At 60.7% G+C, this 25,413-nt stretch carries 21 protein-coding genes; 15 read left to right on the top strand and 6 right to left on the bottom strand.

All coding sequences use genetic code 11. The features are described from left to right. Positions 1 to 242 precede the first annotated feature (242 nt). From FFS64_RS29315 to FFS64_RS29285, 7 genes are all read left to right on the top strand, one after another. Complete coding sequence (locus FFS64_RS29315) at positions 243 to 1,223, top strand: quinone oxidoreductase (protein ID WP_137808209.1); 981 nt, start codon at positions 243 to 245, stop codon at positions 1,221 to 1,223. 14 nt (positions 1,224 to 1,237) lie between these two features. Continuing rightward, on the top strand, positions 1,238 to 2,086 hold the full coding sequence (locus tag FFS64_RS29310) for a TauD/TfdA family dioxygenase (protein WP_137808208.1): 849 nt from the start codon (positions 1,238 to 1,240) through the stop codon (positions 2,084 to 2,086). 86 nt (positions 2,087 to 2,172) lie between these two features. Next, positions 2,173 to 3,225 carry a 3-keto-5-aminohexanoate cleavage protein gene (locus FFS64_RS29305; protein ID WP_095194266.1) on the top strand — a complete coding sequence of 351 codons (1,053 nt, stop codon included), beginning with the start codon at positions 2,173 to 2,175 and terminating at the stop codon, positions 3,223 to 3,225. A 90-nt stretch (positions 3,226 to 3,315) separates the two neighbouring features. After that, positions 3,316 to 4,644 carry an MFS transporter gene (locus tag FFS64_RS29300; protein ID WP_137808207.1) on the top strand — a complete coding sequence of 443 codons (1,329 nt, stop codon included), beginning with the start codon at positions 3,316 to 3,318 and terminating at the stop codon, positions 4,642 to 4,644. Beyond that, positions 4,641 to 5,303, top strand: coding sequence for a DsbA family oxidoreductase (locus tag FFS64_RS29295; RefSeq protein WP_137808206.1), 663 nt, complete (start codon positions 4,641 to 4,643; stop codon positions 5,301 to 5,303). Before FFS64_RS29300 ends, FFS64_RS29295 begins: the two co-directional genes overlap by 4 nt. Then, entirely contained in the window at positions 5,300 to 5,626 is a 327-nt protein-coding gene (locus FFS64_RS29290) for a Rieske 2Fe-2S domain-containing protein (RefSeq protein ID WP_137808205.1), read from the top strand. Before FFS64_RS29295 ends, FFS64_RS29290 begins: the two co-directional genes overlap by 4 nt. After that, a complete protein-coding gene (locus FFS64_RS29285; RefSeq protein ID WP_137808204.1) occupies positions 5,623 to 6,633 on the top strand; it encodes a YeiH family protein in 1,011 nt (336 codons plus the stop codon). The genes FFS64_RS29290 and FFS64_RS29285 overlap by 4 nt, the downstream gene beginning before the upstream one ends. A gap of 165 nt (positions 6,634 to 6,798) precedes the next feature. Here the strand turns inward: FFS64_RS29285 and FFS64_RS29280 are convergent, their stop codons facing one another. Next, positions 6,799 to 7,848, bottom strand: coding sequence for an AraC family transcriptional regulator (locus FFS64_RS29280; RefSeq protein ID WP_137808203.1), 1,050 nt, complete (start codon positions 7,846 to 7,848; stop codon positions 6,799 to 6,801). A 258-nt stretch (positions 7,849 to 8,106) separates the two neighbouring features. Here FFS64_RS29280 and FFS64_RS29275 point away from each other — a divergent pair, with 258 nt between their 5' ends. The 7 genes from FFS64_RS29275 to FFS64_RS29245 all read left to right on the top strand — a co-directional run bounded on the left by FFS64_RS29275 (position 8,107) and on the right by FFS64_RS29245 (position 19,386). Continuing rightward, complete coding sequence (locus FFS64_RS29275; RefSeq protein ID WP_137808202.1) at positions 8,107 to 8,673, top strand: alpha/beta hydrolase; 567 nt, start codon at positions 8,107 to 8,109, stop codon at positions 8,671 to 8,673. Positions 8,674 to 8,783: 110 nt separating this feature from the next. Further along, a complete protein-coding gene (locus tag FFS64_RS29270) occupies positions 8,784 to 10,799 on the top strand; it encodes a DUF1302 domain-containing protein (protein WP_137808201.1) in 2,016 nt (671 codons plus the stop codon). Positions 10,800 to 10,839: 40 nt separating this feature from the next. Then, positions 10,840 to 12,198, top strand: a complete 1,359-nt coding sequence (locus FFS64_RS29265; protein ID WP_137808200.1) for a DUF1329 domain-containing protein — start codon at positions 10,840 to 10,842, stop codon at positions 12,196 to 12,198. Positions 12,199 to 12,262: 64 nt separating this feature from the next. Beyond that, positions 12,263 to 13,336 carry a YCF48-related protein gene (locus FFS64_RS29260; protein WP_137808199.1) on the top strand — a complete coding sequence of 358 codons (1,074 nt, stop codon included), beginning with the start codon at positions 12,263 to 12,265 and terminating at the stop codon, positions 13,334 to 13,336. A gap of 30 nt (positions 13,337 to 13,366) precedes the next feature. After that, positions 13,367 to 15,856 carry an RND family transporter gene (locus tag FFS64_RS29255; RefSeq protein WP_137808198.1) on the top strand — a complete coding sequence of 830 codons (2,490 nt, stop codon included), beginning with the start codon at positions 13,367 to 13,369 and terminating at the stop codon, positions 15,854 to 15,856. 76 nt (positions 15,857 to 15,932) lie between these two features. Beyond that, positions 15,933 to 17,711, top strand: coding sequence for an acyl-CoA dehydrogenase C-terminal domain-containing protein (locus FFS64_RS29250; RefSeq protein ID WP_137808197.1), 1,779 nt, complete (start codon positions 15,933 to 15,935; stop codon positions 17,709 to 17,711). A gap of 28 nt (positions 17,712 to 17,739) precedes the next feature. Further along, complete coding sequence (locus FFS64_RS29245; protein WP_137808196.1) at positions 17,740 to 19,386, top strand: fatty acid--CoA ligase; 1,647 nt, start codon at positions 17,740 to 17,742, stop codon at positions 19,384 to 19,386. Positions 19,387 to 19,445: 59 nt separating this feature from the next. On the opposite strand, the gene FFS64_RS29240 is transcribed toward FFS64_RS29245, so the two are convergent. The 5 genes from FFS64_RS29240 to arcD all read right to left on the bottom strand — a co-directional run bounded on the left by FFS64_RS29240 (position 19,446) and on the right by arcD (position 24,704). After that, positions 19,446 to 19,808 (bottom strand): DUF5064 family protein, encoded by a 363-nt coding sequence (locus tag FFS64_RS29240; RefSeq protein ID WP_095194279.1) that lies wholly within the window; start codon positions 19,806 to 19,808, stop codon positions 19,446 to 19,448. A 64-nt stretch (positions 19,809 to 19,872) separates the two neighbouring features. Then, positions 19,873 to 20,802 (bottom strand): carbamate kinase, encoded by a 930-nt coding sequence (arcC, locus tag FFS64_RS29235; RefSeq protein ID WP_095194280.1) that lies wholly within the window; start codon positions 20,800 to 20,802, stop codon positions 19,873 to 19,875. Positions 20,803 to 20,949: 147 nt separating this feature from the next. Further along, positions 20,950 to 21,960 carry an ornithine carbamoyltransferase gene (locus FFS64_RS29230; RefSeq protein WP_137808195.1) on the bottom strand — a complete coding sequence of 337 codons (1,011 nt, stop codon included), beginning with the start codon at positions 21,958 to 21,960 and terminating at the stop codon, positions 20,950 to 20,952. A gap of 24 nt (positions 21,961 to 21,984) precedes the next feature. Next, positions 21,985 to 23,241, bottom strand: a complete 1,257-nt coding sequence (gene arcA / locus FFS64_RS29225; RefSeq protein WP_137808194.1) for an arginine deiminase — start codon at positions 23,239 to 23,241, stop codon at positions 21,985 to 21,987. 35 nt (positions 23,242 to 23,276) lie between these two features. Then, a complete protein-coding gene (gene arcD, locus FFS64_RS29220; RefSeq protein ID WP_137808193.1) occupies positions 23,277 to 24,704 on the bottom strand; it encodes an arginine-ornithine antiporter in 1,428 nt (475 codons plus the stop codon). 443 nt (positions 24,705 to 25,147) lie between these two features. On the opposite strand from arcD, the gene FFS64_RS29215 reads away from it, so the two are divergent. Further along, positions 25,148 to 25,413: amino acid permease (locus FFS64_RS29215; RefSeq protein ID WP_137808192.1), on the top strand; the 266-nt coding region annotated here is incomplete at its 3' end.

The raw sequence follows: 25,413 nt of genomic DNA, 5'->3' as shown, positions 1-25,413 counted from the left end.
CGGGGTATTGCAGCGAGTTGATTGATCTGGGACGGCGGGATGCGTTGGCCAAGAAGGAAGAGTTGTGCCGGTTTCTGGGGTTGGCGGAGCCTGTGGTATCGGCTTGAGATCGGATGGTCTCTGTCATGAAATGAAAAGTCGCTGTCGTCAGATGGCAAGCGATCAGGTAGCCATGGACCTACAGTCCAGTCAGCGCAATTCGATGCAGCACGCCCATATTGCAGACTGGAGAATAAGAAAACATGGCCAAAGCCGTCCGCTTCTACGAAACCGGTGGTCCCGAAGTCCTACGCTATGAAGACGTCGAGGTGGGCGATCCCGGGCCCGGTCAGGTTCGGCTGCGTCACGTGGCAGTCGGCCTGAACTATGCCGACACCTACTTTCGCAATGGCACCTACGCGATTCCGCTGGCCAACGGCATGGGCGTCGAAGCCGCTGGCGTGGTTCAGGCCGTCGGGGAAGGCGTGACCAATGTGCAAGTGGGCGATCGCGTTACCTACACCGGGTTTCTCAATACGCTGGGCGCCTACAGCACCGAGCGCCTGATCCCGGCCGCGCCGTTGATCAAGCTGCCGGAAACCATCGGTTTCGAAACCGCCGCGGCCATGACCATGCGTGGCCTGACGTCCTCGTACCTGATGCGACGCCTCTACGATTTCAAGGCCGGGGACAGCATTTTGCTGCATGCCGCCGCCGGTGGCGTCGGCCTGATCGTTTCGCAATGGGCCAAGCTGCTGGGCCTGACGGTCATCGGCACCGTGTCCACCGAGGTCAAGGGCGAAATCGCCCGGGCGCACGGTTGCGACCATGTCATCAACTACAGCCATGAAGACGTCGCCCAGCGCGTTCGCGAGTTGACGGACGGCGTCGGTGTCAACGTGGTGTTCGACAGCGTCGGCAAGAACACCTTCGCCGGTTCCCTGGATTCGCTCAAACGTCGTGGCCTGATGGTCTGCGTAGGCACGGCCTCCGGCCCGATCCCGGCCTTTGACCCGGTGATGCTGGCGATGAAAGGCTCGCTGTTCCTGACCCGCCCGGCACTGGCCGACTACATCGCCGATCCTGCGGAAAAAGCCGCATTGGCCGGCGAGTTGTTCGATCACGTCGGCAGCGGCCGGATCAAGATCGAGATCAACCAGCACTATGCTTTGCAGGATGCCGTGCAGGCCCATCGTGACCTGGAATCGCGCAAGACCACTGGCTCGTCGATTTTCGTCATTTAAGGGAGCAGCCTGCCGTGAAAGTCGAACAATTGACCTGCCACATCGGCGCGGAACTGATCGGCGTCAACCTGGCCGATGCCATCCATGACGATGGTTTGTTTGCCGAGCTACGTGCGCAGTTGCTCACCCATCGCGTGTTGTTCCTGCGCGACCAGGACATCAGTCGCGCCGAGCACGTGGCGTTTGCCCGGCGCTTCGGCGAACTGGAGGACCATCCGGTGGCCGGCAGCGACCCGGATCACCCCGGCCTGGTGCAAATCTACAAGAAGCCGGACCAGCCGATGGACCGCTACGAAAACGCCTGGCACACCGACGCCACCTGGCGCGAGGCGCCACCGATGGGGTGCGTGCTGCGGTGCGTGGAATGCCCACCGGTCGGCGGCGACACCATGTGGGCGAACATGGTCGAAGCCTATGCACATTTGCCTGAAGACGTGAAAGTGAAGATCGCTGATCTGCGCGCCCGGCACAGCATTGAAGCGAGCTTCGGCGCGGCAATGCCGATCGAAAAGCGCCTGGCGCTCAAGGCCATGTACCCGGATGCCGAACACCCGGTGGTGCGCACGCACCCGGAAACCGGCGAGAAGGTGCTGTTCGTCAACGCCTTCACCACCCACTTCAGCAACTACCACACCCCCGAGCGTGTGCGTTTCGGCCAGGACGCGAACCCGGGCGCCAGTGAGTTGCTGCGCTACCTGATCAGCCAGGCCTACGTTCCCGAGTACCAGGTGCGCTGGCGCTGGAAGCCCAACAGCATCGCCATCTGGGACAACCGCAGCACCCAGCACTACGCCGTCATGGATTACCCGCCGTGTCATCGCAAGATGGAGCGCGCCGGGATTATCGGCGACAAGACGTACTGATCGACCACCTCTGCATTCGCACTCGTAACTGCGCCCACCAGGCAGGCTCCCGGCTGGGCGGAAAACCATAAGAACAGGAGTAACTCATGCAATTCTTCGACGATTCCCTACACCCGGAAAACATGGAAAAGGTGGTCATCACCGTGGCGCCGTACGGCCCTGAATGGATGCCGGAAGACTTCCCCGAAGACATTCCGCTGACCATGGATGAGCAGGTGCAGAAGGCGGTCGATTGCTACGAAGCCGGTGCAACCGTCTTGCACCTGCACGTACGTGAACTGGATGGCAAGGGTTCCAAGCGCCTGTCCAAGTTCAACGAGTTGATTGCCGGTGTGCGTGAAGCCGTGCCGGACATGATCATCCAGGTCGGCGGTTCGATTTCCTTCGCCCCGGAAAGCGATGGTGAAGCGGCCAAATGGTTGTCCGACGATACCCGCCACATGCTGGCCGAGCTGACGCCAAAACCGGATCAAGTCACGGTGGCGATCAACACCACCCAGATGAACATCATGGAGTTGCTCTATCCGGAATACCTGGAAGGCACCTCCCTGGCCAACCCGGCCTATCAGGCGGCTTACAGCGAGATGACCGTGCCGGCCGGGCCGGCGTGGGTCACCGAGCACCTCAAGCGCCTGATGGATAATGGCATTCAGCCGCATTTCCAGCTGACCGGCATGCACGCCATGGAAACCCTGGAGCGCATGGTGCGCAAAGGCCTGTACATGGGACCGTTGAACCTGACCTGGATCGGCATCGGCGGTGGTTTCGACGGCCCTAACCCGTTCAACTTCTTCAACTTCATCCACCGCGCACCGGACGGTTGCACGCTGACCGCGGAATCGCTGCTCAAGAACGTGCTGCCGTTCAACACCATGGCGCTGGCCATGGGCATGCACCCACGCGTGGGCATTGAAGACACTATCATTGATCACAAGGGCAAGCGCTTCAGCTCGGTGCAGCAGATCGAACAAACCGTGCGGGTCGCCCACGAGCTGGGTCGCGAAATTGCCTCCGGCAAAGAGGCCCGGGAGATCTACCGGATCGGTGTGCAGTACCAAAGCATCGAAGAAACCCTGCTGGCCAACGGTATGTCGCCCAACCGCAAGGCCGGGCAAAAAGGTGTGCCGCAGCGCGGCTGACCGACAGCCAGGGCGGGAGGTCGATGACCTCTCGCTCGCTGCACTGCATCACGCTCGATAACAACAAAAACAAAGTTTCGAGGAGGCTGCATGGCCTTTCACCCAATCGCCGCCGACGATGACGACGGTACCGTCAGCGTTTCGCGCCAATACGCCTGGATCGTCTTCGCCCTGACGTTTGGCCTGTTGATTTCCGATTACATGTCGCGCCAGGTACTGAACGCGGTGTTCCCGATGCTCAAGGGCGAATGGGCACTGAGCGACGGCCAGCTCGGCCTGCTCAGCGGCATCGTGGCTTTGATGGTTGGCCTGCTGACGTTTCCGCTGTCGCTGCTCGCCGATCGTTTCGGCCGGGTCAAGAGCCTGGCGTTGATGGCGCTGTTGTGGAGTCTCGCAACGCTGGGCTGCGCACTGGCGCAGGACTACCAGCAGATGTTCATCGCCCGGTTCATGGTGGGTGTCGGCGAGGCTGCGTACGGCAGCGTCGGCATCGCGGTGGTGATATCAGTCTTTCCCAAGCACATGCGCGCCACCTTGGCCAGTGCCTTCATGGCCGGCGGCATGTTCGGCTCGGTGCTGGGCATGGCCCTGGGCGGGGCTATCGCCGCGAAGCTGGGTTGGCGCTGGTCGTTCGCCGGCATGGCGCTGTTCGGCCTGCTGCTGGCGGTGCTGTATCCGCTCATCGTCAAGGAGGCACGCATTGCTCCGCAACGTGCTGCGCAGGCACTGAACAAGGCCGCGGCCAAGGTCAGTCAGCCGCTGCGCACGCTGTTTTCCAGTCGCTCGGTGATCGCGACCTACGTTGGCAGCGGCTTGCAGCTGTTCGTCGCCGGCACCGTGATTGTGTGGATGCCCAGTTATCTGAACCGCTACTACGCGATGGGCACGGACAAAGCCGGCGGCATGGCGGCGGTCATCGTGCTGTGCAGCGGTGCCGGGATGATTCTGTGCGGCATGCTCAGCGACCGTCTGTGTCGTCACTCGCCCCAGCGCAAAGTCGCCCTGGCCATCGCGTTCTGCCTGGGCAGTTGCCTGTTGTTGTCGGCGGCGTTCGCCCTGCCGGCAGGCCCCGCGCAACTGGCGCTGATCTGCCTGGGCATGCTGATCGCCGCTGGCACCACCGGGCCCGCCGGGGCAATGGTTGCCAATCTGACCCATTACTCGGTCCATGGCACAGCGTTCGCCACGCTGACCCTGGCCAACAACATGCTCGGCCTGGCGCCGGGGCCGTTCATCACCGGCAAGGTGTCGGACCTGATCGGCTTGCAGGCTGCCTTCCAGTTTGTGCCTCTGGTCAGCCTCGCGGCAGCGGCGGTGTTCTTTTATGCCAAGTGTCATTACCACCAGGACATCGCCCGGCTCAGGGGTGAGCGGGTGTCCGAGTCGGTGGGCGAATCCGTGTTAGAGGTGAAGTTGTGAGTGGTCGTCTGCGAATTGATGTGTTTGTCGATTTTATCTGCCCCTGGTGCCTGATCGGCAAGCGCCAACTGGAGCGCGCACAGGAACTGTTGCGCTCGCGACAACCGGAGGTGGAATTCACCACGGTATGGCACGGCGTGCAGCTGTTGCCACAACTGCCGGTACAAGGTGAACCCTTCGAAGAGTTCTACCGCAAGCGCCTGGGCAGTGCTGACGCGGTGCAGAAGCGCCAGTCCCAAGTGCAGCAGGCTGCGCTGGCGGTGGGGGAAGTCATCGATTTCGGGCGCATTGCCACGATGCCCAACACTGCCGATGCCCATCGCCTGCTGGAGCGAGTCAGCGTGCTGGGCAATTCCAGGCAGCGCGATGCCTTGCTCGATCGTCTGTTCGCCGCGTATTTCCATCACGGCGAGGATCTGGGCAACCGCGAAACGTTGCTCGCCATCGCCCAGTCGTGCGGTTTTGAGGCCGGCTTCGTGGCTGACTGCCTGTACGGAAACGGCGAGCCTTTTGTCGGCAACCCCGGGGCTGTCGGCGGCGTGCCCTGTTTTCAGTTTGACCGGCGCGTGACGGTGGTAGGCGCACAGCCCCCCGAAGCGCTGTTTGGTGTCATGTACGAAGCCTTGCTCGAACGGGCCGGCGAGCGACAACCCTCATGAACCTGCGAGTACGTGTGCCTGCCGGAAAACTCCCGCAGGTCGGGGGCCGTGCGCTCTTCGAATTCGATGACAAGAGCATCGCGCTGTTCAACATCGACGGTGAGTTGTTCGCCATCGATGACGGTTGCCCGCACCAGGGCGCCTCGTTGTGTGGCGGTCGCCTCGACGGGCGGGTGATTCAATGCTGTGCCCATGGCCTGCGTTTCGATCTGGCCAGCGGCTACTTGCTCAATTCCAACAAGCTCAAGGTCGCCAACTACCCGGTCGAGGTAGTCGACGGCCAGGCATTCATTGTCATCGTCACCGAGGAGGCCGCGCCATGAGCGCCATCGCTCTGACCCGCATCCACAGCCGTACGCGCGAATTGGCGCCGGGATTTATCGTCAGCCTGATCGTCGCGGCGGCGGCGACCTTTCTGTCGGAGCACTACGGTGCGCCGGTCATGTTGTTTGCCCTGTTGCTCGGCATGGCGCTGAACTTCCTCGCCGGCGAAGGCACCTGCAAGGCCGGCATCGAATTCACCGCACGCACTGTATTGCGCATTGGCGTAGCGCTGCTGGGCATGCGCATCACCCTCGAACAGATCGCCGCGCTGGGCTGGAAACCCTTTGCGCTGGTGGTGATTTTGGTGGTGGTGACCATCGGCGTTTCGGTGGTAGCGGCCAAGGCGCTGGGCTTTCAGCGACTGTTCGGCATGCTCACCGGTGGCGCCACCGCGATCTGCGGTGCCTCGGCGGCATTGGCGCTGGCCGCGGCCTTGCCTAACCACCCGCAGAAGGAACGCGCCACCTTGTTCACGGTGATCGGGGTCTCGGCGCTGTCGACCCTGGCGATGATCCTGTACCCGATGATAGCCAACTGGCTGTCGTTGTCGCCCCAGGTGGCCGGGGTATTCCTGGGGGCGACCATCCATGATGTCGCCCAGGTGGTCGGCGCCGGTTACAGCCTGTCGACCGAGACCGGCGACACAGCCACGGTGGTCAAGCTGATGCGGGTCGCCATGCTGCTGCCAGTGATCGTTTGTGCAGCGATGGTCACACGTATGCAGGGCGCCGATCCCACCGGCAAACGGCCGCCGCTGCTGCCGTGGTTTGCGGTCGGCTTTTTGCTGTTGGCCTGCCTCAACAGCACCGGCTGGGTGGCCCCTGTGGTGCAGGGCTCGGTCAATGAACTGTCACGCTGGTGCCTGGTGGTGTCCATCAGCGCCCTGGGCATGAAAACCCAACTCAAGGAACTCGCTGCAGTGGGCATCAAGCCGATCCTGCTGATGATCGGGGAAACCGTGTTCCTCGTGGTTCTTGTGCTGCTGTTGCTGCACTGGGGGATGTAACTCAGTACCGTTTTACCAGCGGCGCTGCATTGCGCTCACTCCGGCGCAGTGCGGCACTCCACCGGCGTCAAAGGCCCCGGTTTTTGCGGCGACCGTACCAGCGGTCGCCGTTTTTTTTTGCTTCCCGATGACCCCTGTGGGAGCGAGCCTGCTCGCTTCCACCGTTCAGGGCTGTTCCGGGTCGGGCAGGGGGCTCGGTTGGGTGAGTGGCTTGGCCTGTTTTTGCGCGCTGCGCCAGGCCGCAGGCGGCATGCCGAATTGGCTGATGAACCAGCGCGTGAAAGAACTGGCCATGGAATAACCGAGCATGTCGGCGATGCGGCCCAGCGAGTAGTTCGGGTTTTCCAGGTACCGCAGCACCAGGTCGCGCCGCACGTCGTTGATCAGGTCATTGAAGGCGCAGCCATCGTCTTTCAAACGACGTTGCAGGGTCCGCACATTCATGCCCTGGGTCTGGGCGATCTGCTCGATGGTGGCGCGGCCCATGGGCAGCAGCAGGTAAATGGCCTTGCGCACCTCGAACAGCGTCGAGGGCCCTTCATGGCTTTGCAGCGAGTCCAGATAGCGCTGGGCGTAACGCGCCATCGCCGGGTCGGCATGGGGATTGGCTATGTCGAGGCTGGCATCGGGGCAGACAATGCCATTGAACTCGCTGCCGAACTCCAGATTGCAGCCGAACAGGCGCCGATGCAGTTGCAGATTGTCGGGAGGCCGGTGCGTGAAGTTCACGCTGTAGGGCTGCCAGTGCGCACCGAGCAGCGCGGCGCACAGCCGGAACATCACGCCGATGGCCAGTTCATTGGCTTGCCGGCAGGGCATGGGCGAGTCGGTCACCACTTCCTCGCGAATGATCACCATCTTGCCGGCTTCTTCGATGAAGATCGCCAGCGATTCGTTCATCAGGTGCCGGTAGTGCACCAGCACCTGCAACGCATCACGCAACGTGCGCTGGTGAGTCAGCAGCAGGCTGACGACGCCGAAATCCGAGAGCTGACGCGATTCGGCCATGCTCAGGCCGAAGCTCTGGCAACCGCTGGCGACAGCCGACTCTTCCAGCAGGCGAACCGCCGCATCGATCGGAATCCGATGCTCGGGTGCTTGCAGACGTGCCTTGCTCAGGCCGACGCCTGCCAGCACATCGTGCGGATTGAACCCCAGGTAATGAGCAACATCCAGGTAGTTGGTCAAGACAGCGGCGCGAACGAGCTTAGGCATGCAGAGGCGTTCCTGCAGGGGTTCCGATGGAAACGAGCGCGGCCGAATATAGCCAGCGCGTCAGCAATTGAACAGTCTTCCAGGCCACGTTAACAGCTTCCGCACGACCACTTGGCAGGGGCAATCAGAGTGTCATCAAAAGAAAAGTCACTGTCGTCAAATGAAAAGCGTAGCCCACCCCGGCTCTTTAATGTCAGTCCTACAAAAAGATTCTGGCGAAACAGCCAGGCGAGTCACTGAGAAGCCGAGGGTATCCAAGTGGACAAACTGCAAACTGCCGCCACCGTTCTGATCGTACCGGGACTGCGTGAGCATGTTGCCGAACATTGGCAAACGCTGCTTGAAGCCCGTTTGAGCAAGGTTCGCAGCGTTCCACCACTTGAGACCGACAAGCTCGACTGCGCTGCCCGCGTGCGGGCGATCCAGCATGAACTGGAGCAAATCGACGGCCCCGTGATCCTCGTCGCCCACAGTGCCGGCGTTCTGATGGTGGCGCACTGGGCTGCCCGCTACAGTCGCCCGATCAAGGGCGCACTGTTGGCCGCGCCGCCGGACCTGGCGGCCCAATGGCCGCAAGGTTACCCAAGCCCGCAAACCCTTCGCGACCACGGCTGGACCCCTCTGCCCCAAGGGGCGTTACCCTTTCGCAGCCTCGTCGCTGCCAGCACCGACGATCACCTCGCCAGCTTCGCCGCGGTCACTCGCATGGCCCGGGACTGGGAGGCGGAGCTGGTCAACCTCGGCGCCGTCGGCCACCTCAATCCGGCTTCGGGCTTTGGCCCCTGGCCCCAGGCAGAAGCACTCATTCTGGACCTGGATCGCTAGATTCAACCACCCGTCAATTGTCCTCGTGCCTCAAAGGCATTGGCTCTCTCACCACGAGCCAGCGGGGACTACTGCGCTTAAAACAAATACAAAAAGGCGGAGCCAACGCAATGCACAACAATAAGAGTCACGGCCACACACTTCCTTCGCGTCGCAGCCTGCTGGCCCTGTCCATCCTGGTGGCGTCGATGCCGGCTGCTTACGCCATGGAGCTGGACACCGGCAATCCCGACTGGTCCGTACGCTTCGACAACACCGTGAAGTACAACTACGGCGTACGTACCGAAAGCGCCGACAAGCGCATGCTCGGCACGCCGAACAACAACGACGGTGACTACAACTTCCGCAAGGCTGGGACCAACATCACCAACCGCGTCGACCTGTTGACCGAGATGGATGTGGTCTATAAGCAAAACATGGGCTTTCGTGTCAGCGCCGCGAGTTGGTACGACAAGGCCTATGAAAACACCGGCTCCAACTCCAACCCGTTCGTCAACGGTAATGGCGGTACTTCGGGCCTGGTCGCCAACGACCCGCGCCTGGCTGGCGTGACCAATGACAATGTCGGTTTCGGCAGTCCTCATCTGAGCAACTACGCCCAGCGCTACTACACCGGTCCGTCCGGCGAGATTCTCGATGCCTTCGTGTTCTACAGCACCGAAGTAGGCGAAGAGTCGATGTTCAGCATCAAGGCCGGGCAGCACAACGTGTTCTGGGGCGAAACCATCCTCAACCCGGTGCATTCGATGAGCTACGGCCAGTCCGGCCTGGACCTGGCCAAGCTGGCGGCTTCACCGGGTACCGAGGCCAAGGAACTGTTCGTGCCGCGTAATCAGGTGTCGATGTCGTTCACCCTCAACCCCGAGTTGACCGTAGGCGCCCAGTACTTCCTGGATTGGGATGAAGCACGCCTGCCTGAGGCGGGCACTTACTATGGCGGTTCCGATCTGGTGGGCACCGGCGCGCAGTCGTTCCTGCTGGGCAACACCAACTCCATCACCCCCGGCAGCCCGCTCGGGTGTGGCCTGGCCCCTTGCAACGCGTTGACCAACGTGCGACGTGGCAACGACCTGGAACCGGACCAACACGGCGATTGGGGTGTCATGGCCAAGTGGTCGCCCGCCTGGCTGGACGGTACGCTCGGCGTCTATTACCGCCAGACTTCCGACATCCTGCCCCAGGCCTGGCTCGACGCCAGAGGGCTGAGTTCGGCCAACCCTAACGGCACGCGACCTGCAGGCCAGGTGCCGGCCGTGGTCAACACCTTGAACTCGTTGAGTACCGCCACCTACCAACTGGCTTATTCCGACAAGATCGACATCTTCGGCCTGAGCCTGTCCAAGGATGTCGGTGGCATCAGCGTCGGCAGTGACCTGAACATCCGTCACAACATGCCGTTGGCCAGCATCCCGGCCATCGTCAGCACCACCAGCCCGCTGGGGCTCGGTCAGGGTCTTGGCCTGTTGCCGCCACGCACGGCAGCCACCGGCGTGATCTACGACACCCCGCAAGATGGCGACAGCATGAGCGCCACCGGCGACACCTTGCACTGGACACTCAACGGCCTGATGACCCTGCCCAAGACCCCAGTGTTCGATTCGGCCGTCCTGCTCACCGAGTTGTACTACAGCAACCTGCTCAAGCTCGATAGCAAGAACGAAGCACTCTACAAGGGCAAGAGCAGCTATCGCGGCATCGATGCACCGACCCGTGACAACTGGGGCATCGCGGTCAACTTCACCCCGACCTGGTACCAGGTGTTTCCCGGCGTGGACATGAGCCTGCCAATGTCGGTCAACGTCGGCCTCGACGGCGTCTCGCCGGTATCGGGCGGCGGTGCGAAAGACACCGGCAACTACGCGATCGGCGTCGGTGCCGCCGTTTACAACAAGTACTTCGTCGACCTCAAGTACGTGGACGCCTTCGGCAAGGCTGACAAGTGCAACGTCAGCGGTAACAGCACCGGTGCTGCCAACGCCGGAAGTGGCGACGGCTCCACGCCGAACGCCTTCAGCGGTAACGAAAACTATGCGTGCTACGCCGGTGGCTATTCAGCCTTCTCGGGCGGCGGCGCGACCACCGAAGACCGTGGCGCGCTGTACCTGACGCTGAAAACCACCTTTTGATTCACCCCAATGCTTAGTCAATAAGCAGGAGTTAGAAACCATGAAATTCGTGCAAACCCTGTTGGCCGCCTCGCTGGCCATGGCCATGGCCGCCCAGGCGCAAGCCGCCGTATCGACCCAGGAAGCCGGCAAGCTCGGCAACAGCCTGACCCTGGTGGGCGCCGAAAAAGCCGCCAGCGCCGATGGCTCCATTCCGGCCTATGCCGGTGGCCTGACCACGGCCCCGGCCAGTTTCAAGGCCGGCGACAGCATGCGTCCGGACCCGTTTGCCAGCGAAAAACCGCTGCTGGTGATCAATGGCAAAAACGTTGATCAGTACAAGACCATGCTCTCGGCCACCACCGTTGAACTGGCCAAGCGTTTCCCCACCTTCCGTGTTGATGTCTACCCGACCCACCGCACTGTGGCATTGCCGCAGACGGTGCTGGACAACAGTGTAAAAAACGCCACCGGCGCCAAGTCCCTGGAAGGCGGCCTGGCCATCGATAACGTGTTGCCCGGCGTACCGTTTCCGATTCCGCAGTCGGGCAGTGAGGCGATGTGGAACTTCCTGTTGCGTTACCAGGGGGTCAACATCAACTCCAAGTACGACTCCTGGAACGTCGACTCGGCCGGTGTGCCAAGCCTTGCGACCACCGGGCAGGCATTCATCACTTACCCGATCTACGAAAACATGGCGCAGCCGATCAGCAGCGCCGATGTGTACTACCAGATGAAGCTGTATTACACCGGTCCCGCACGCCGGGCCGGCGAGTCGATCATGCTCAAGGACGCCGCCAACCCGCTGGAACAGCCACGCCGCGCCTGGCAGTACCTGCCGGGGCAACGTCGAGTCAAACTGGCGCCGAACCTGGCCTACGACACGCCTAACCCGGGCACTGCCGGCGCGGGCACCTATGACGATGTGTTTGTGTTCAACGGCGCCCTGGATCGCTACGACTGGAAACTGGTCGGCAAGCAGGAAATGATCGTGCCGTACAACACTTACAAGCTGACGTACGCCCAGGACCCGAAAAGCCTGACCACCGCCAACCACATCGCGCCGGACTTCGTGCGCTGGGAGAAACACCGCGTCTGGGTGGTGGAGGGCAACCTCAAGGCCGGCGCGCGTCACGTCTACCAGAAGCGTCGCTTCTACCTGGATGAAGACAGCTGGGCAGCACTGGCTTCCGATCAGTACGACGCCCGTGGTCAGCTCTACCGTGGTTCCTTTGCCTTCCTCAGCCAGAGCTATGACAAGCAGGTACCGGATTCCACGCCTTTCATGATCTACGACCTGGTGGGCGGTTCCTACAACATCAACGGTGTGGTGGGCCCGTACGGCGGTATCCGCTACATCGACTCGCTGTCCAAGGCGCAGTGGTCGCCGGAGTCCCTGGCGGGCGCCGGTATTCGCTAAGCGTCGGGTTTCATCGCCGGGTCGCCAGCAGGCACCCGGCGCAGTTTTCTCATGAGGACGCCGTATGTATTCGTTCAAGAAGTGCGTGCCGCTGCTGCTGGGCGCCGCGCTGGCTCTGTTGCAAGGATTCGCTCAGGCTGCCGCCTACGTCGACGTGCTTGATCTGCCCGCCAGGCCCAGTGTCCTGGCCGTGCGCAGCCCTTTGCTGGACACAACCCGTGCCGGTGACCGACTGGTTGCCGTGGGCCAGCGAGGCCACATTCTTTATTCCGATGACGCCGGCCAGCAATGGCAGCAGGCCGCCGTACCGGTCAGTGCCGACCTCAATGCCGTGTACTTTTCTTCGTCGATGAAGGGCTGGGCGGTCGGCAGCGATGGCGTGGTGTTGCACAGCAGCGACGCCGGCGCGACGTGGCAAAAGCAACTGGATGGTCGACAGATCGGCGCCTTGCTGGTCAAGCATTACACGGCATTGGCACAGTCCGAGCCCGCCAACGAGCAATGGCCGTTGCTGGTCGCCGAAGGTCAGCGGTTGACCGAGGAGGGCGCCGACAAGCCACTGCTGGATGTCTGGTTCGCTAATGACAACCTGGGTTACGTGGTGGGTGTGTTCAACCTGATCCTGCGCACCGAAGACGGTGGCAAACACTGGACGCCGTTCCAGGACCGTACCGACAACCCGCAGGGCTTTCACCTCAACGCCGTCTCCGCCACTGGCGACGGGCTGTACATCGCCGGCGAGCAAGGGCTGCTACTGAAATGGAATGACGCCCGCCAACACTTCATGGCGTTGCAGACACCCTATCAGGGCAGCTTTTTCGGGGTGATCGGCAAGCCAGGTGAAGTGCTGGTCTACGGCTTGCGCGGGCATGTGCTGCGCAGTACCGATGGCGGTGTCAGTTGGACGCTGCTCAACAGCGGCCTGCAGGTCAGCATCACGGCCGCCACACTGGGTGAAGACGGTCACTTCCGGCTGTTCACTCAGGCCGGTCACCTGTTGCTCAGCCCGGACCACGGGACGCAGTTGCAGTTGCTCGCCCAGCAGAATCAGTCACCCGTGGCCGGTGCCGTCCAGGCCGCCGACGGCTCGTTGATTGTGGTGGGCAGTCGTGGCGCACGCGTGCTTTCCAAAGAATAAAAACAGTTAAATCAGAGCGGGTACCCTCCTATGGGCAGTATTGAGCAAGACACCATGCCGGTGATCAGCGACTTGCGTGACTTCGATCGCCGTTCCGGCAACCGGCTGGAACGATGGGTGTTCAACCACCGGCCACTGTTTATGCTGCTGATGGCTGCGATCACCCTGGTACTGGGCTACATGATGGTAACCCGCCTGGAATTGCGCCCCAGCTTCGAGAAGATGATCCCGCAGAGTCAGCCGTACATTCAGAATTTCCTGGAGAACCGCAAATCGTTGCGTGGCCTGGGAAGCTCGGTACGGGTGGTGGTGGAGAACACCCAGGGCGACATCTTCGACCCCGAGTACTTGAACGTACTCAAGCAGGTCAACGATGAGCTGTTTCTCGCCGAGGGCGTGGACCGCGCCTGGATGAAGTCGCTGTGGAGCCCGGCGGTGCGCTGGACCGAAGCCACCGAGGAGGGCTTCCAGGGCGGTCCGGTGATGCCCGATGCCTATCAGGGTACCCCTCAAGACATCGAGCAATTGCGTCAGAACATCAACCGCGCCGGCATTGTCGGCAGTCTGGTGGCCAGCGACTTCAAATCGACCATGCTCATTGTTCCGCTGCTGGACAAGGCTTCGGCCACCGGCAGCGGTATCAACTATCACCAGTTTTCGCGGATGCTTGAAGAGCGTTTGCGCGACAAGATCGAATTCGCCGGTGACAGCGCGGCGCGCAAGGCCGGGGAGGAGGGCAAGGGGCACTACAAGGTGCGGGTGATCGGCTTCGCCAAACTGGTGGGTGACCTGATCGACGGCCTGATCCAGGTGATGATGTTTTTCGGCCTGGCAGTGGTCACCTCGCTGGTCATCATCTACCTCTACACCCGCTGTGTGCGCAGCACCTTGCTGGTGGTTGGCTGTTCGCTGATCGCGGTGGTCTGGCAATTGGGGATCGTCGCCTGGCTGGGTTACGCCATCGATCCTTACTCGGTACTGGTGCCGTTCCTGATTTTCGCCATCGGCGTGTCCCATGCGGCGCAGAAGATGAATGGCATCATGCAGGACATCGCCCGTGGCACCCATAAACTGGTGGCGGCGCGTTATACCTTCCGTCGTCTGTTCATTGCCGGGGTTACCGCGTTGCTGGCCGACGCGGTCGGTTTTGCGGTGTTGATGCTGATCGACATTCCGGTGATCCAGGACCTGGCCATCACCGCCAGCATCGGCGTGGCGGTGCTGATCTTCACTTCGCTGTTGCTGATGCCGGTGGCGCTGTCGTACATCGGCGTGGGCAGCAAGGCCGCCGCCCGTGCATTGAAGATCGACACCCGGGCCGCCGAGCATCGGGGCTTTGGCAAACTGTGGGACATGCTCGACCGCTTCACCTCGCCCAAATGGGCCACGGGCGCGGTTCTGGTCGCTCTGGTGCTGGGCGTTGGCGGTTTCATGGTCAGCCTGCAACTGAAGATCGGCGACCTCGACAGCGGTGCCCCGGAATTGCGTGCCGACTCGCGCTACAACCGCGACAACGCCTACATCACCAGCCACTATGCGCTGTCCAGCGACCTGTTCGCGGTGATGATCAAGACCGCGCCCGAAGGCTGCCTGAATTACCAGACGCTGATCCTCGCCGATCGCCTGGCCTGGGCGTTGCAACAGCAACCGGGCGTGCAAGCCACGGCCTCGCTGGTCAACGCGGTGCGCCAGATCACCGCCGGTACCTTCGAAGGCAACCCCAAGCTCAACAGCATCCAGCGCAACCAGAACGTGTTGAACTACGCCGCACAACAGGCCTCGGTCAATGCTCCGGAGCTGTTCAACACCGACTGTTCGCTGATGCCGGTGATTGCTTTCCTTAAGGACCACAAGGCCGAGACCCTGGATGCTGTGGTGGCTGTCGCCGACCAGTTCGCCAGGGAAAACAGCACCGAGGATCGTCAGTTCCTGCTGGCCGCCGGCACTGCCGGGATTGAAGCGGCAACCAACATCGTGGTGCGCGAAGCCAACCACACCATGCTGCTTTACGTTTACGCGGCGGTGACGCTGTTTTGCCTGATCACCTTCCGCAGTTGGCGTGCAACCCTGGTGGCGCTGCTGCCGCTGGTGCTGACGTCGATCCTCTGTGAGGCCTTGATGGTCGCCATGGGCATCGGCGTGAAAGTGGCGACCCTGCCGGTCATCGCCTTGGGGGTCGGGATTGGTGTGGATTACGCGCTGTACTTGCTCAGCGTGCAGTTGCAATACCAGCGCCAGGGCATGCCTTTGGCACAGGCCTATCGCAACGCGGTGTCGTTCACCGGTCGGGTGGTGGGGCTGGTGGGCATCACCCTGGCGGCGGGCGTCGTGTGCTGGGCCTGGTCACCCATCAAGTTCCAGGCTGACATGGGCATCCTGCTGACCTTCATGTTCCTCTGGAACATGCTCGGTGCCTTGATCCTGATTCCGGCGTTGTCGTTCTTTCTGCTGCGAAACATCACTCCCGTTCCGTCTACGTCCACTGAACGTTCGGCGGAGCTTGTTGGCGTCCACTCCTGAGCGTCCTCTCATAAGAGTGCCACTTCCATTGACCAGGGCATCTTCGATGCCCTGACATTGCCTGAGTCTTTCAAATATGTCTGATTACAAAGCGCCGCTGCGCGACATTCGGTTCGTACTCAACGAAGTTTTCAACGTTTCCACGCTCTGGGCCGCCATGCCGGCGCTGGCCGAGGTGGTGGATCAAGACACCGCGAGCGCGATCCTTGAAGAGGCCGGCAAAGTAGCTGCGGGCCTCATCGCACCGCTCAATCGCAGTGGCGACGAGCAGGGCTGTTCCTGGAGTAACGGCGAGGTGACTACGCCTGACGGTTTTGCCGACGCCTACCGTGCCTTTGCCGAGGGTGGCTGGGTCGGCGTGGGCGGTGATCCGGCCTACGGCGGCATGGGCATGCCCAAGGCGATTTCGGCCCAGGTCGAGGAAATGGTCAACGCGGCCAATCTTTCCTTCGGCCTGTACCCGATGCTGACCGCCGGGGCTTGCCTGTCGATCAATGCCCACGCCAGCGAAGAGCTGAAAGCCGCCTATTTGCCGAACATGTACGCGGGCCTCTGGACCGGTTCCATGTGCCTGACCGAACCGCATGCCGGCACCGACCTGGGGATCATCCGCACCAAGGCCGAACCTCAGGCCGACGGTTCCTACAAGGTCAGCGGCACCAAGATTTTCATCACCGGCGGCGAGCACGACCTCACCGAAAACATCATCCATCTGGTGCTGGCCAAGTTGCCGGACGCTCCGGCGGGGCCGAAAGGCATTTCGCTGTTCCTGGTGCCCAAGTTCCTGGTCAATGCCGACGGCAGCCTGGGTGCACGCAACCCGGTGAATTGCGGTTCGATCGAACACAAGATGGGCATCCAGGCGTCCGCGACCTGCGTGATGAACTTCGACGAAGCCGTGGGTTATCTGGTCGGTGAGCCGAACAAAGGCCTGGCGGCGATGTTCACCATGATGAACTACGAGCGCCTGGGCGTTGGTATCCAGGGCTTGGCCACGGCCGAGCGCTCTTATCAGAATGCCGTCGAATATGCCCGTGACCGCCTGCAAAGCCGTTCGCCGACCGGCGCGCAGAACAAGGACAAGGTGGCCGATCCGATCATCGTCCACCCGGACGTGCGTCGCATGCTGCTGACCATGAAAGCTTCGAACGAAGGTGGTCGTGCTTTCTCGACCTACGTGGCGATGCAATTGGACACCGCCAAGTTCAGCGAAGACGCCACCACGCGCAAACGTGCGGAAGACCTGGTGGCGCTGCTGACCCCGGTGGCCAAGGCGTTCCTCACCGATCTCGGCCTGGAAACCACCGTGCACGGCCAGCAGGTGTTCGGCGGCCACGGCTACATCCGCGAATGGGGCCAGGAACAACTGGTGCGTGACGTGCGCATCACCCAGATCTACGAAGGCACCAACGGCATTCAGGCGCTGGATTTGGTCGGGCGCAAGATCGTGGGTAACGGCGGCGCGGCCTACAAGCTGTTCGCCGATGAAATCCGCCACTTCACCGCCACGGCGGGCACCGAGCTGGCTGAATTCGTCAAACCGCTCGACGCAGCCCTGGATAACCTCGATGAACTGACCGCCTGGGTGCTGGATCGCTGCCAAAGCAATCCACAAGAAATCGGCGCGGCGTCGGTCGAGTACCTGCAAACCTTCGGTTACGTGGCCTACGCCTACATGTGGGCACTGATGGCCAAGGCAGCTTTCGGCAAGGAAGCGCAGGACGATTTCTATGCGAGCAAACTGGGCACGGCGCGGTTTTATTTTGCCCGCCTGCTGCCGCGGATTCACTCGTTGAGCACCTCGGTGAAAGCCGGCAGCGAGTCGTTGTTTCTGCTCGACGCATCGCAGTTCTGACAACCAACAGCATCAGGAAGAGTTCACTGTGGTGACCACAAAAATAATCGCGCCCGCGCAAGACGCCTACACCTATCCCTTGTTGATCAAGAGCCTGTTGCTCTCGGGCGGACGCTATTGCCCCGATCAGGAAATCGTCTACGCGGACAAGCTGCGCTACAACTACCGGACGCTCAACGAACGGATAAAACGCCTGGCCGACGCGCTGACGAAAGCCGGGGTCAAGGCCGGGGATACCGTGGCTTTGCTGGATTGGGACAGCCACCGCTATCTGGAATGTTTTTTTGCCGTGCCGATGATAGGCGCCGTGCTGCACACGGTGAACATTCGCCTGTCCGCCGAGCAGGTGCTCTACACCATGAACCACGCCGAGGATGATCTGGTGCTGGTTCACGACGATTTCCTGCCGTTGATCGAGCAGATTCACGATCAACTGACGACCGTCAAAGGCTACGTCCAGCTCAGTGACGGCGAAGCACCGGCGACCGCGCTGCCGGTGGTGGGCGAATACGAACGGCTGCTGGCGGGTGCGAAACCTCATTTCGACTTCCCGGACTTCGATGAACACTCGGTAGCGACCCTGTTCTATACCACCGGCACCACCGGCGACCCCAAGGGCGTTTACTTCACCCACCGCCAGTTGGTGCTGCATACGCTCAACGCCGTCGGCACCCTCGGCGTGTACCAGGGCCTGCCGTTGCTGCGTTCCGATGACGTGTACATGCCCATCACCCCGATGTTCCACGTCCATGCCTGGGGCGTGCCGTATGTCGCGACCTTGATGGGAATCAAGCAGGTTTACCCCGGTCGTTATGAACCCAATAGCCTGGTCCGGTTGTACCGCGAAGAGAAGGTCAGCTTTTCCCATTGCGTACCAACGATTCTGCAAATGATCCTGGGTTGTGACGAAGCGGCCCGAACCGATTTCAGTGGCTGGAAAATGCTCCTGGGCGGCAGTGCCTTGACCCACGGGCTGGCCGCCCAGGCAACGGAACGGGGTATGCGCGTGCACAGCGGATACGGGATGTCTGAAACCTGTCCGTTGCTGTGCCTGTCCCACCTGAGCGACGCCGAACTTGCGCAACCGGCGCAAGATCAGGTGGCCGCGCGGATCAAGACCGGGGTAGCGGTGCCGATGGTCGACCTGCGGATCATCGATGCCGGCGGCAACGAGGTCGCTCAGGATGGCGAGGCGCTGGGCGAAATCGTGGTCCGTGCTCCATGGTTGACCCAGGGTTACCTCAAAGCACCCGAGCAAGGCGCGCAACTGTGGGAAAACGGCTGGATGCACACCGGCGACATCGCTTCGATCGATGCCCTGGGTGTCGTGGAAATCAAGGACCGGATCAAGGACGTGATCAAGACGGGAGGCGAGTGGATCAGTTCTCTGGAGCTGGAAAGCCTGATCAGCGAGCATCCCGCCGTCACGTCGGTGGCGGTTGTCGGCATTCCTGATGCGCAGTGGGGGGAGCGGCCGGTGGCGCTGGTCGTTTGCGCGCCAGGACAGAGTCTTACCGAGTCAACGCTGGCGGCCCATTTGCTTCAATACGTCGAGAGCGGCCGCATCAACAAGTGGGCGATCCCGAGGCAGATCAGGGTCGTGGCTGACATTCCGAAAACCAGTGTCGGGAAGATCAACAAGAAACTGATCAGGGAGCAGGAGATGAGTTTGTAAGCGACGATGATCCACTGTGGGAGCGAGCCTGCTCGCTCCCACAGGGTTGGGGCGGGGGGTTATTCCAGGTGCTCGGGTTTTACCGGGTCGCCGGATTTCATGTTTAACTGCACCCGCACATCTTCGAACATCGCGTCGTAGTACTTGTGAATCGACCCAATGCTGCTCAGCGCCTTGGGAATACCGTACTTTTCGGCGATTTTCGTCACGTTGCTGGCGAAGTTGTAGGCCTGATCCTTGGGCAGGAAGAAGGGATCGTTGACCTCTTTGCCCTGGATCGTGCCATGCATCTTGAACAGCATGCCTTTGCCTTCCTTGGGGTCCTGCGCCACCTCATAGTCGATATGGATGTTGTAGCTGACATCGTCCTTGTTCAGCGCGTGGCGCTCGATGTGCAAATGACCGGGCTCGAACGTAGCCATGTCGTCTCTCCTTTGAAGGCCTTGGAGAAGGGCAGACCCTGGATCTGCCCCGGGAGTTTCTTTTTTAAACGTAGCTGATGCCAGGTTTTTCCGTACTGATGCGGGTGCCGGCCTTGCCCTGCACAATCGCCTCAATGTCCGAGAGCGAACCGATCACCGCAACTTTCCCCGTGTTGCGCGCAAACTCGCAGGCGGCCTGGACCTTGGGTCCCATGGAGCCGGCGGCGAAGCCGAGTTTTTCGATTTCATCGGGATGGGCCTGGGCGATGGCTTTCTGGGTGGGTTTGCCGTAATCGATGAAAGCCGCATTAACGTCGGTGGCGATGACCAGCAAATCGCTTTCCAGCTGTTCGGCCAGCAGCGCCGAGCACAGGTCCTTGTCGATGACCGCTTCCACACCTTCGAGTTTGCCCGGCGAGGTATACATCGTCGGTATGCCGCCACCGCCGGCGCAGATCACAATGCTGTTTTTTTCCAGCAACCACTTGATCGGGCGAATCTCGAAAATGCGCTTGGGTTTGGGGCTGGCCACCACGCGCCGGAATTTGTCGCCGTCCGGGGCAATCGCCCAGCCTTTTTCGGCGGCGAGTTTTTCCGCTTCGGCCTTGGTATACACCGGGCCGATGGGTTTGGTCGGGTTCTGGAACGCCGGGTCATTGGCGTCCACTTCGACCTGAGTCAGCAGTGTGGCGAAAGGCACCTCGAAGGCCAGCAGGTTGCCCAGTTCCTGTTCGATGATATAGCCGATCATGCCTTCGGTTTCTGCACCGAGTACGTCCAGTGGATAGGGGGAAACGGAGGTGTAGGCGGCCGCTTGCAACGAGAGCAGGCCGACCTGCGGACCGTTACCGTGGGCGATCACCAGTTGGTTGCCGGGGTGGATCTTGGCAATCTGTTCGGTGGCGATCCGGATGTTAGCGCGCTGGTTGTCCGCCGTCATGGGTTCACCCCGGCGGAGCAGGGCGTTACCGCCCAGAGCAACGACGATACGCATGATGCAGTCCTTCTAAAAGAGAAGTAAGCGGTGACTCGGTCTCCTGTGGGAGCTGGCTTGCCAGCGATGGGATCACCGCGGGCTATCAGAAACACCAAGGTGCGGCCATCGCTGGCAAGCCAGCTCCCACAAGACTTCGGTTGATCTTCAGAGGTCAGCCAAAGTCGACACCAGAATCGCCTTGATGGTGTGCATGCGGTTTTCCGCTTGCTCGAAAGCGATGCAGGCCGGTGACTCGAACACGTCATCGGTCACTTCGATGCCGTTCTTCAAGTTCGGGTATTGCTCGGCAATCTGCTTGCCGACCTTGGTGTCGCTGTTATGAAACGCCGGCAAGCAGTGCATGAACTTGGTGCGCGGATTGCCGCTGGCTTTCATCAGTTCGGCGTTGACCTGGTACGGCAGCAGTTGTTGGATGCGCTCAGCCCAGGCTTCGACGGGCTCGCCCATCGACACCCAAACGTCGGTGTGAATAAAGTCCACGCCTTTGACCGCGGCTTTAGGGTCTTCGGTCAGGGTGATCCGTGCGCCGCTTTCTTCACCGTATTTTTTGCAGCGAGCCACCAGGTCGTCCGCCGGCCACAGGGCTTTCGGCGCGCAGATGCGCACGTCCATGCCCAGCTTGGCGCCGATCAGCAACAGCGAGTTGCCCATGTTGTTACGTGCGTCGCCGAGATAGGCGTAGCTGATTTCGTGGATCGGCTTGTCGGCGTGTTCACGCATGGTCAGCACGTCGGCGATCATTTGTGTTGGGTGGTATTCATCGGTCAGACCGTTGAACACCGGCACGCCGGCATACTTGGCCAGTTCCTCGACGATTTCCTGTTTGAAGCCACGGTACTCGATGGCGTCGTACATGCGCCCCAGCACGCGGGCGGTGTCTTTCATGCTTTCCTTGTGGCCGATCTGCGAGGAGTTCGGGTCGATGTAGGTGACGTTGGCGCCTTGGTCGTAGGCCGCGACCTCGAACGCGCAACGGGTGCGGGTCGAGGTCTTTTCGAAGATCAGTGCGATGTTGTTGCCCTTGAGGTGCTGCTGTTCGGTGCCGGTGTACTTGGCGCGTTTCAGGTCGCGGGACAGGTCGAGCAGATAGCGCAATTCGCGAGGGGTGTGGTGTTCCAGGCTCAGCAAATTACGGTTGTGAATATTGAACGCCATTTTGAATCTCCCAAGATTTATAGGTCAGTAGTCAATCGGGTCGCGAATGATCGGGCAGGTCATGCAATGGCCGCCGCCGCGTCCGCGCCCGAGTTCGCCGGCGCTGATGGTGATCACTTCCACACCCGCCTTGCGCAGCAGGGTGTTGGTATAGGTGTTGCGGTCGTATCCGATGACCACCCCAGGCTCCACGGCCACCACGTTGTTGCCGTCGTCCCACTGTTCGCGTTCGGCGGCGAAGGCGTTACCACCGGTTTGTACGACGCGCAGGGCCTTGAGTTTCAGGGCGGCGGCCACGGTATCGAGGAAGTTGGATTTCTCCCGGCGGATGTCGATGCCGCCCGGTTTGCTTTCGTCCGGGGTCAGAGTGAAGGCGACGATCTGGTTGACCACTTCCGGGAAAATCGTCACCAGGTCGCGGTCGCAGAAACTGAATACGGTGTCCAGGTGCATCGCCGCACGGGACTTGGGCAGGCCGGCAACGATCACTTTCTCCACGGCCTTGTTCTTGAACAGGTTGATCGCCAGTTGGCCAATGGCCTGGCGTGACGAACGTTCGCCCATGCCGATCAGGACCACGCCGTTGCCGATAGGCATCACGTCGCCGCCTTCGAGGGTAGACGCTCCGTGATCCTTGTCCGGGTCGCCGTACCAGATCTGGAAGTCGGCGCTGGTGAATTGCGGGTGGAATTTGTAGATGGCGGTGGTCAGCAGGGTTTCCTGACGCCGCGCCGGCCAGTACATCGGGTTGAGCGTCACACCGCCGTAGATCCAGCAGGTGGTGTCGCGGGTGAACTGTGTGTTGGGCAGGGGGGGCAACAGGAAGCTGGAGTTGCCGAGGAAGTCGCGGAACATCTGGATAGCTTTGCCGCCGAACGCGTCCGGCAGGTCATCGCCCGAGACGCCGCCAATCAGGAACTCGGCGATATGGCGAGGCTCCAGGCTGCGCAGCCAGGAGTCCACTTCTTTGATCAGGCCCACCCCGACGGTATCGGGGGTGATCTTGCGCGAAAGAATCCAGTCAAGTGCTTCGGGAATGGCGACGATGTCGGTCAGCAGGTTGTGCATTTCGACCACATCGATCCCGCGTTCACGCATTTTGGTGACGAAGTCGAAATGATCGCGCTTGGCCTGGGCGACCCACAGCACATCATCGAAAAGCAGTTCGTCGCAGTTGTTCGGGGTCAACCGCTGATGGGCCAGGCCGGGGGAGCAAACCATGACTTTGCGCAGTTTGCCGGCTTCGGAATGAACCCCGTACTTAACTTTTTCCGTGGTCATTACAGTAATCCTCCAGATACCAAATCATTCAGGTGTTACAGGGTCAGGAAGCCGTCATACAGCCCATAGGCCGCCACCAGGGCGCCCACGACGACGGCTGCAAAAATCAGCTTCTCGATGTTGGTGAATACCGGTTGTTTGATTTCAAGCCTGGCTTTGGCAAATAGAATCACGCCAGGGGCGTAAAGCAACGCCGAAAGCAGCAGGTATTTGACGCCGCCGGCATACAGCAGCCAGATCGCATAGATCAGGGCGATAGCGCCGATCAACAGGTCTTTCTGGCGTTCAGCCCCGGCGTTTTCATAACTCTCGCCACGCATTGCGAGAAGAAAGGCGTAGGCCGCCGACCACAGGTACGGCACCAGAATCATTGAGGTGGCGAGGTAGATCAGCGACAGGTAGGTACTGGCGGAAAACAGGGTGATGATCAAGAACAACTGCACCATGGCATTGGTCAGCCACAGCGCGTTGACCGGCACATGGTTGGCGTTTTCCTTGCGCAAGAACGCCGGCATGGTGTGGTCCTTGGCTGCGGCGAACATGATCTCCGCACACAGCAGCACCCAAGACAGCAGTGCTCCCAGCAGCGAAATGATCAGACCGACACTGATCAGCACCGCCCCCCATTCGCCGACCACGTGCTTGAGTACGGCGGCCATCGACGGGTTCTGCAGTTTCGCCAGTTCCGGTTGGGTCATGATGCCCAGCGACAGCACGTTCACCAACACCAGGATTAGCAACACAGTGATGAAACCGATCACGGTGGCTTTACCGACATCACTGCGTTTTTCCGCACGCGCCGAGAAAATGCTCGCGCCTTCGATACCGATGAACACCCACACGGTGACCAGCATCATGTTGCGCACCTGGTTCATCACGCTGCCCAGGTCCGGGTTTTTCAAGCCCCAGATGTCAGCCGTGAAGATGTCCAGTTTGAAAGCGAAAATCGCGATCAGCACAAACAGCAGCAGGGGTACGATTTTGGCGACCGTGGTGACCAGGTTAATGAACGCCGCTTCCTTGATTCCTCGCAATACGAGCAAATGCACGGCCCACAGCAGCACCGACGCCCCGATCACCGCGGCAACAGTGTTTCCTTCACCAAAAATCGGGAAGAAGTAGCCCAGTGTGCTGAACAGCAGAACGAAGTAGCCGACGTTACCCAGCCAGGCGCTGATCCAGTAACCCCAGGCCGAGGAGAAACCCATGTAGTCGCCAAAACCTGCCTTGGCGTAGGCGTAGACACCACCGTCCAGATCAGGTTTTCGGTTGGCCAGGGTTTGAAAGACGAAGGCCAGGGTCAGCATGCCGACAGCGGTAATGGCCCAACCGATCAGCACGGCACCGACATCGGCACTGGCGGCCATGTTTTGCGGCAAAGAGAAGATCCCACCACCAATCATAGAGCCGACTACCAAGGCAACGAGTGCTCCCAGTCGTAATTTTCCGGGGGATTCAGACATGGTATGGCTCCGATGTGGAAGAACAGAGAAAGCAGATTAATTTCGTTGGCTACGCAATCAACTGATTTAAATCAATGTGCGGCAATATTCCATTATCAATTAATAACTTACTGCTCTTTTGTTGTTACGGGGCCATCGCCGGAGAAGCCCTTTCCAGAGGTGTCGGCTAGTGTGTGGAATTGTGGTGTACCCATTGGACTTTAGACGCTAGTTCGTTTTTGTGTTTTGTAAAGTAAGGGTAGGTTTTTCTAAATTTTGCTTTAACTGCCAATCGTTGATGGAACTGCTATTTCAACGGCGAGCAATAGAATGATCGGCTATAAATGTAAAACAATGCATTGGCGCTAATGGATAAAGGTTATTACGCTTTTCTCTATTTTAGTTAAATCCAATTGTGTGACGAATTCGCATCAGTGGGTCGCCGAAGGCAGGGAGACACCGGTATGCCGCAACCGACACAAAAGCTCCGCTTGAGTGCGCTGATTGCCTTGGTCGTCGGGTCGATGATCGGCGGCGGGATATTTTCCTTGCCACAGAACATGGCAGAGCGGGCCGATGCCGGCGCCGTGCTGATCGGTTGGGCCATCACCGCCGTTGGCATGCTGACCCTGGCCTTCGTCTTTCAAACCCTGGCCAATCGCAAGCCGGAGCTGAACTCCGGCGTGTATGCCTACGCCAAGGCCGGGTTCGGCGATTACATGGGGTTTTC

The organism is Pseudomonas sp. G(2018) (assembly GCF_005502415.1).
Classification (GTDB): Bacteria; Pseudomonadota; Gammaproteobacteria; order Pseudomonadales; family Pseudomonadaceae; genus Aquipseudomonas.
This window is presented reverse-complemented; position numbering and strand designations above follow the sequence as displayed.

Excerpts from the sequence above, each read along its gene's own strand:
- FFS64_RS29300 (WP_137808207.1), top strand. The coding sequence starts at position 3,316 with ATGGCCTTTCACCCAATCGCCGCCGACGATGACGACGGTACCGTCAGC.
- FFS64_RS29270 (WP_137808201.1), top strand. The coding sequence starts at position 8,784 with ATGCACAACAATAAGAGTCACGGCCACACACTTCCTTCGCGTCGCAGC.
- FFS64_RS29255 (WP_137808198.1), top strand. The coding sequence starts at position 13,367 with ATGGGCAGTATTGAGCAAGACACCATGCCGGTGATCAGCGACTTGCGT.
- arcD (WP_137808193.1), bottom strand. The coding sequence starts at position 24,704 with ATGTCTGAATCCCCCGGAAAATTACGACTGGGAGCACTCGTTGCCTTG.
- FFS64_RS29315 (WP_137808209.1), top strand. The coding sequence starts at position 243 with ATGGCCAAAGCCGTCCGCTTCTACGAAACCGGTGGTCCCGAAGTCCTA.
- FFS64_RS29260 (WP_137808199.1), top strand. The coding sequence starts at position 12,263 with ATGTATTCGTTCAAGAAGTGCGTGCCGCTGCTGCTGGGCGCCGCGCTG.
- FFS64_RS29285 (WP_137808204.1), top strand. The coding sequence starts at position 5,623 with ATGAGCGCCATCGCTCTGACCCGCATCCACAGCCGTACGCGCGAATTG.
- FFS64_RS29240 (WP_095194279.1), bottom strand. The coding sequence starts at position 19,808 with ATGGCTACGTTCGAGCCCGGTCATTTGCACATCGAGCGCCACGCGCTG.
- FFS64_RS29305 (WP_095194266.1), top strand. The coding sequence starts at position 2,173 with ATGCAATTCTTCGACGATTCCCTACACCCGGAAAACATGGAAAAGGTG.
- arcC (WP_095194280.1), bottom strand. The coding sequence starts at position 20,802 with ATGCGTATCGTCGTTGCTCTGGGCGGTAACGCCCTGCTCCGCCGGGGT.
- arcA (WP_137808194.1), bottom strand. The coding sequence starts at position 23,241 with ATGACCACGGAAAAAGTTAAGTACGGGGTTCATTCCGAAGCCGGCAAA.
- FFS64_RS29280 (WP_137808203.1), bottom strand. The coding sequence starts at position 7,848 with ATGCCTAAGCTCGTTCGCGCCGCTGTCTTGACCAACTACCTGGATGTT.
- FFS64_RS29265 (WP_137808200.1), top strand. The coding sequence starts at position 10,840 with ATGAAATTCGTGCAAACCCTGTTGGCCGCCTCGCTGGCCATGGCCATG.
- FFS64_RS29250 (WP_137808197.1), top strand. The coding sequence starts at position 15,933 with ATGTCTGATTACAAAGCGCCGCTGCGCGACATTCGGTTCGTACTCAAC.
- FFS64_RS29290 (WP_137808205.1), top strand. The coding sequence starts at position 5,300 with ATGAACCTGCGAGTACGTGTGCCTGCCGGAAAACTCCCGCAGGTCGGG.
- FFS64_RS29230 (WP_137808195.1), bottom strand. The coding sequence starts at position 21,960 with ATGGCGTTCAATATTCACAACCGTAATTTGCTGAGCCTGGAACACCAC.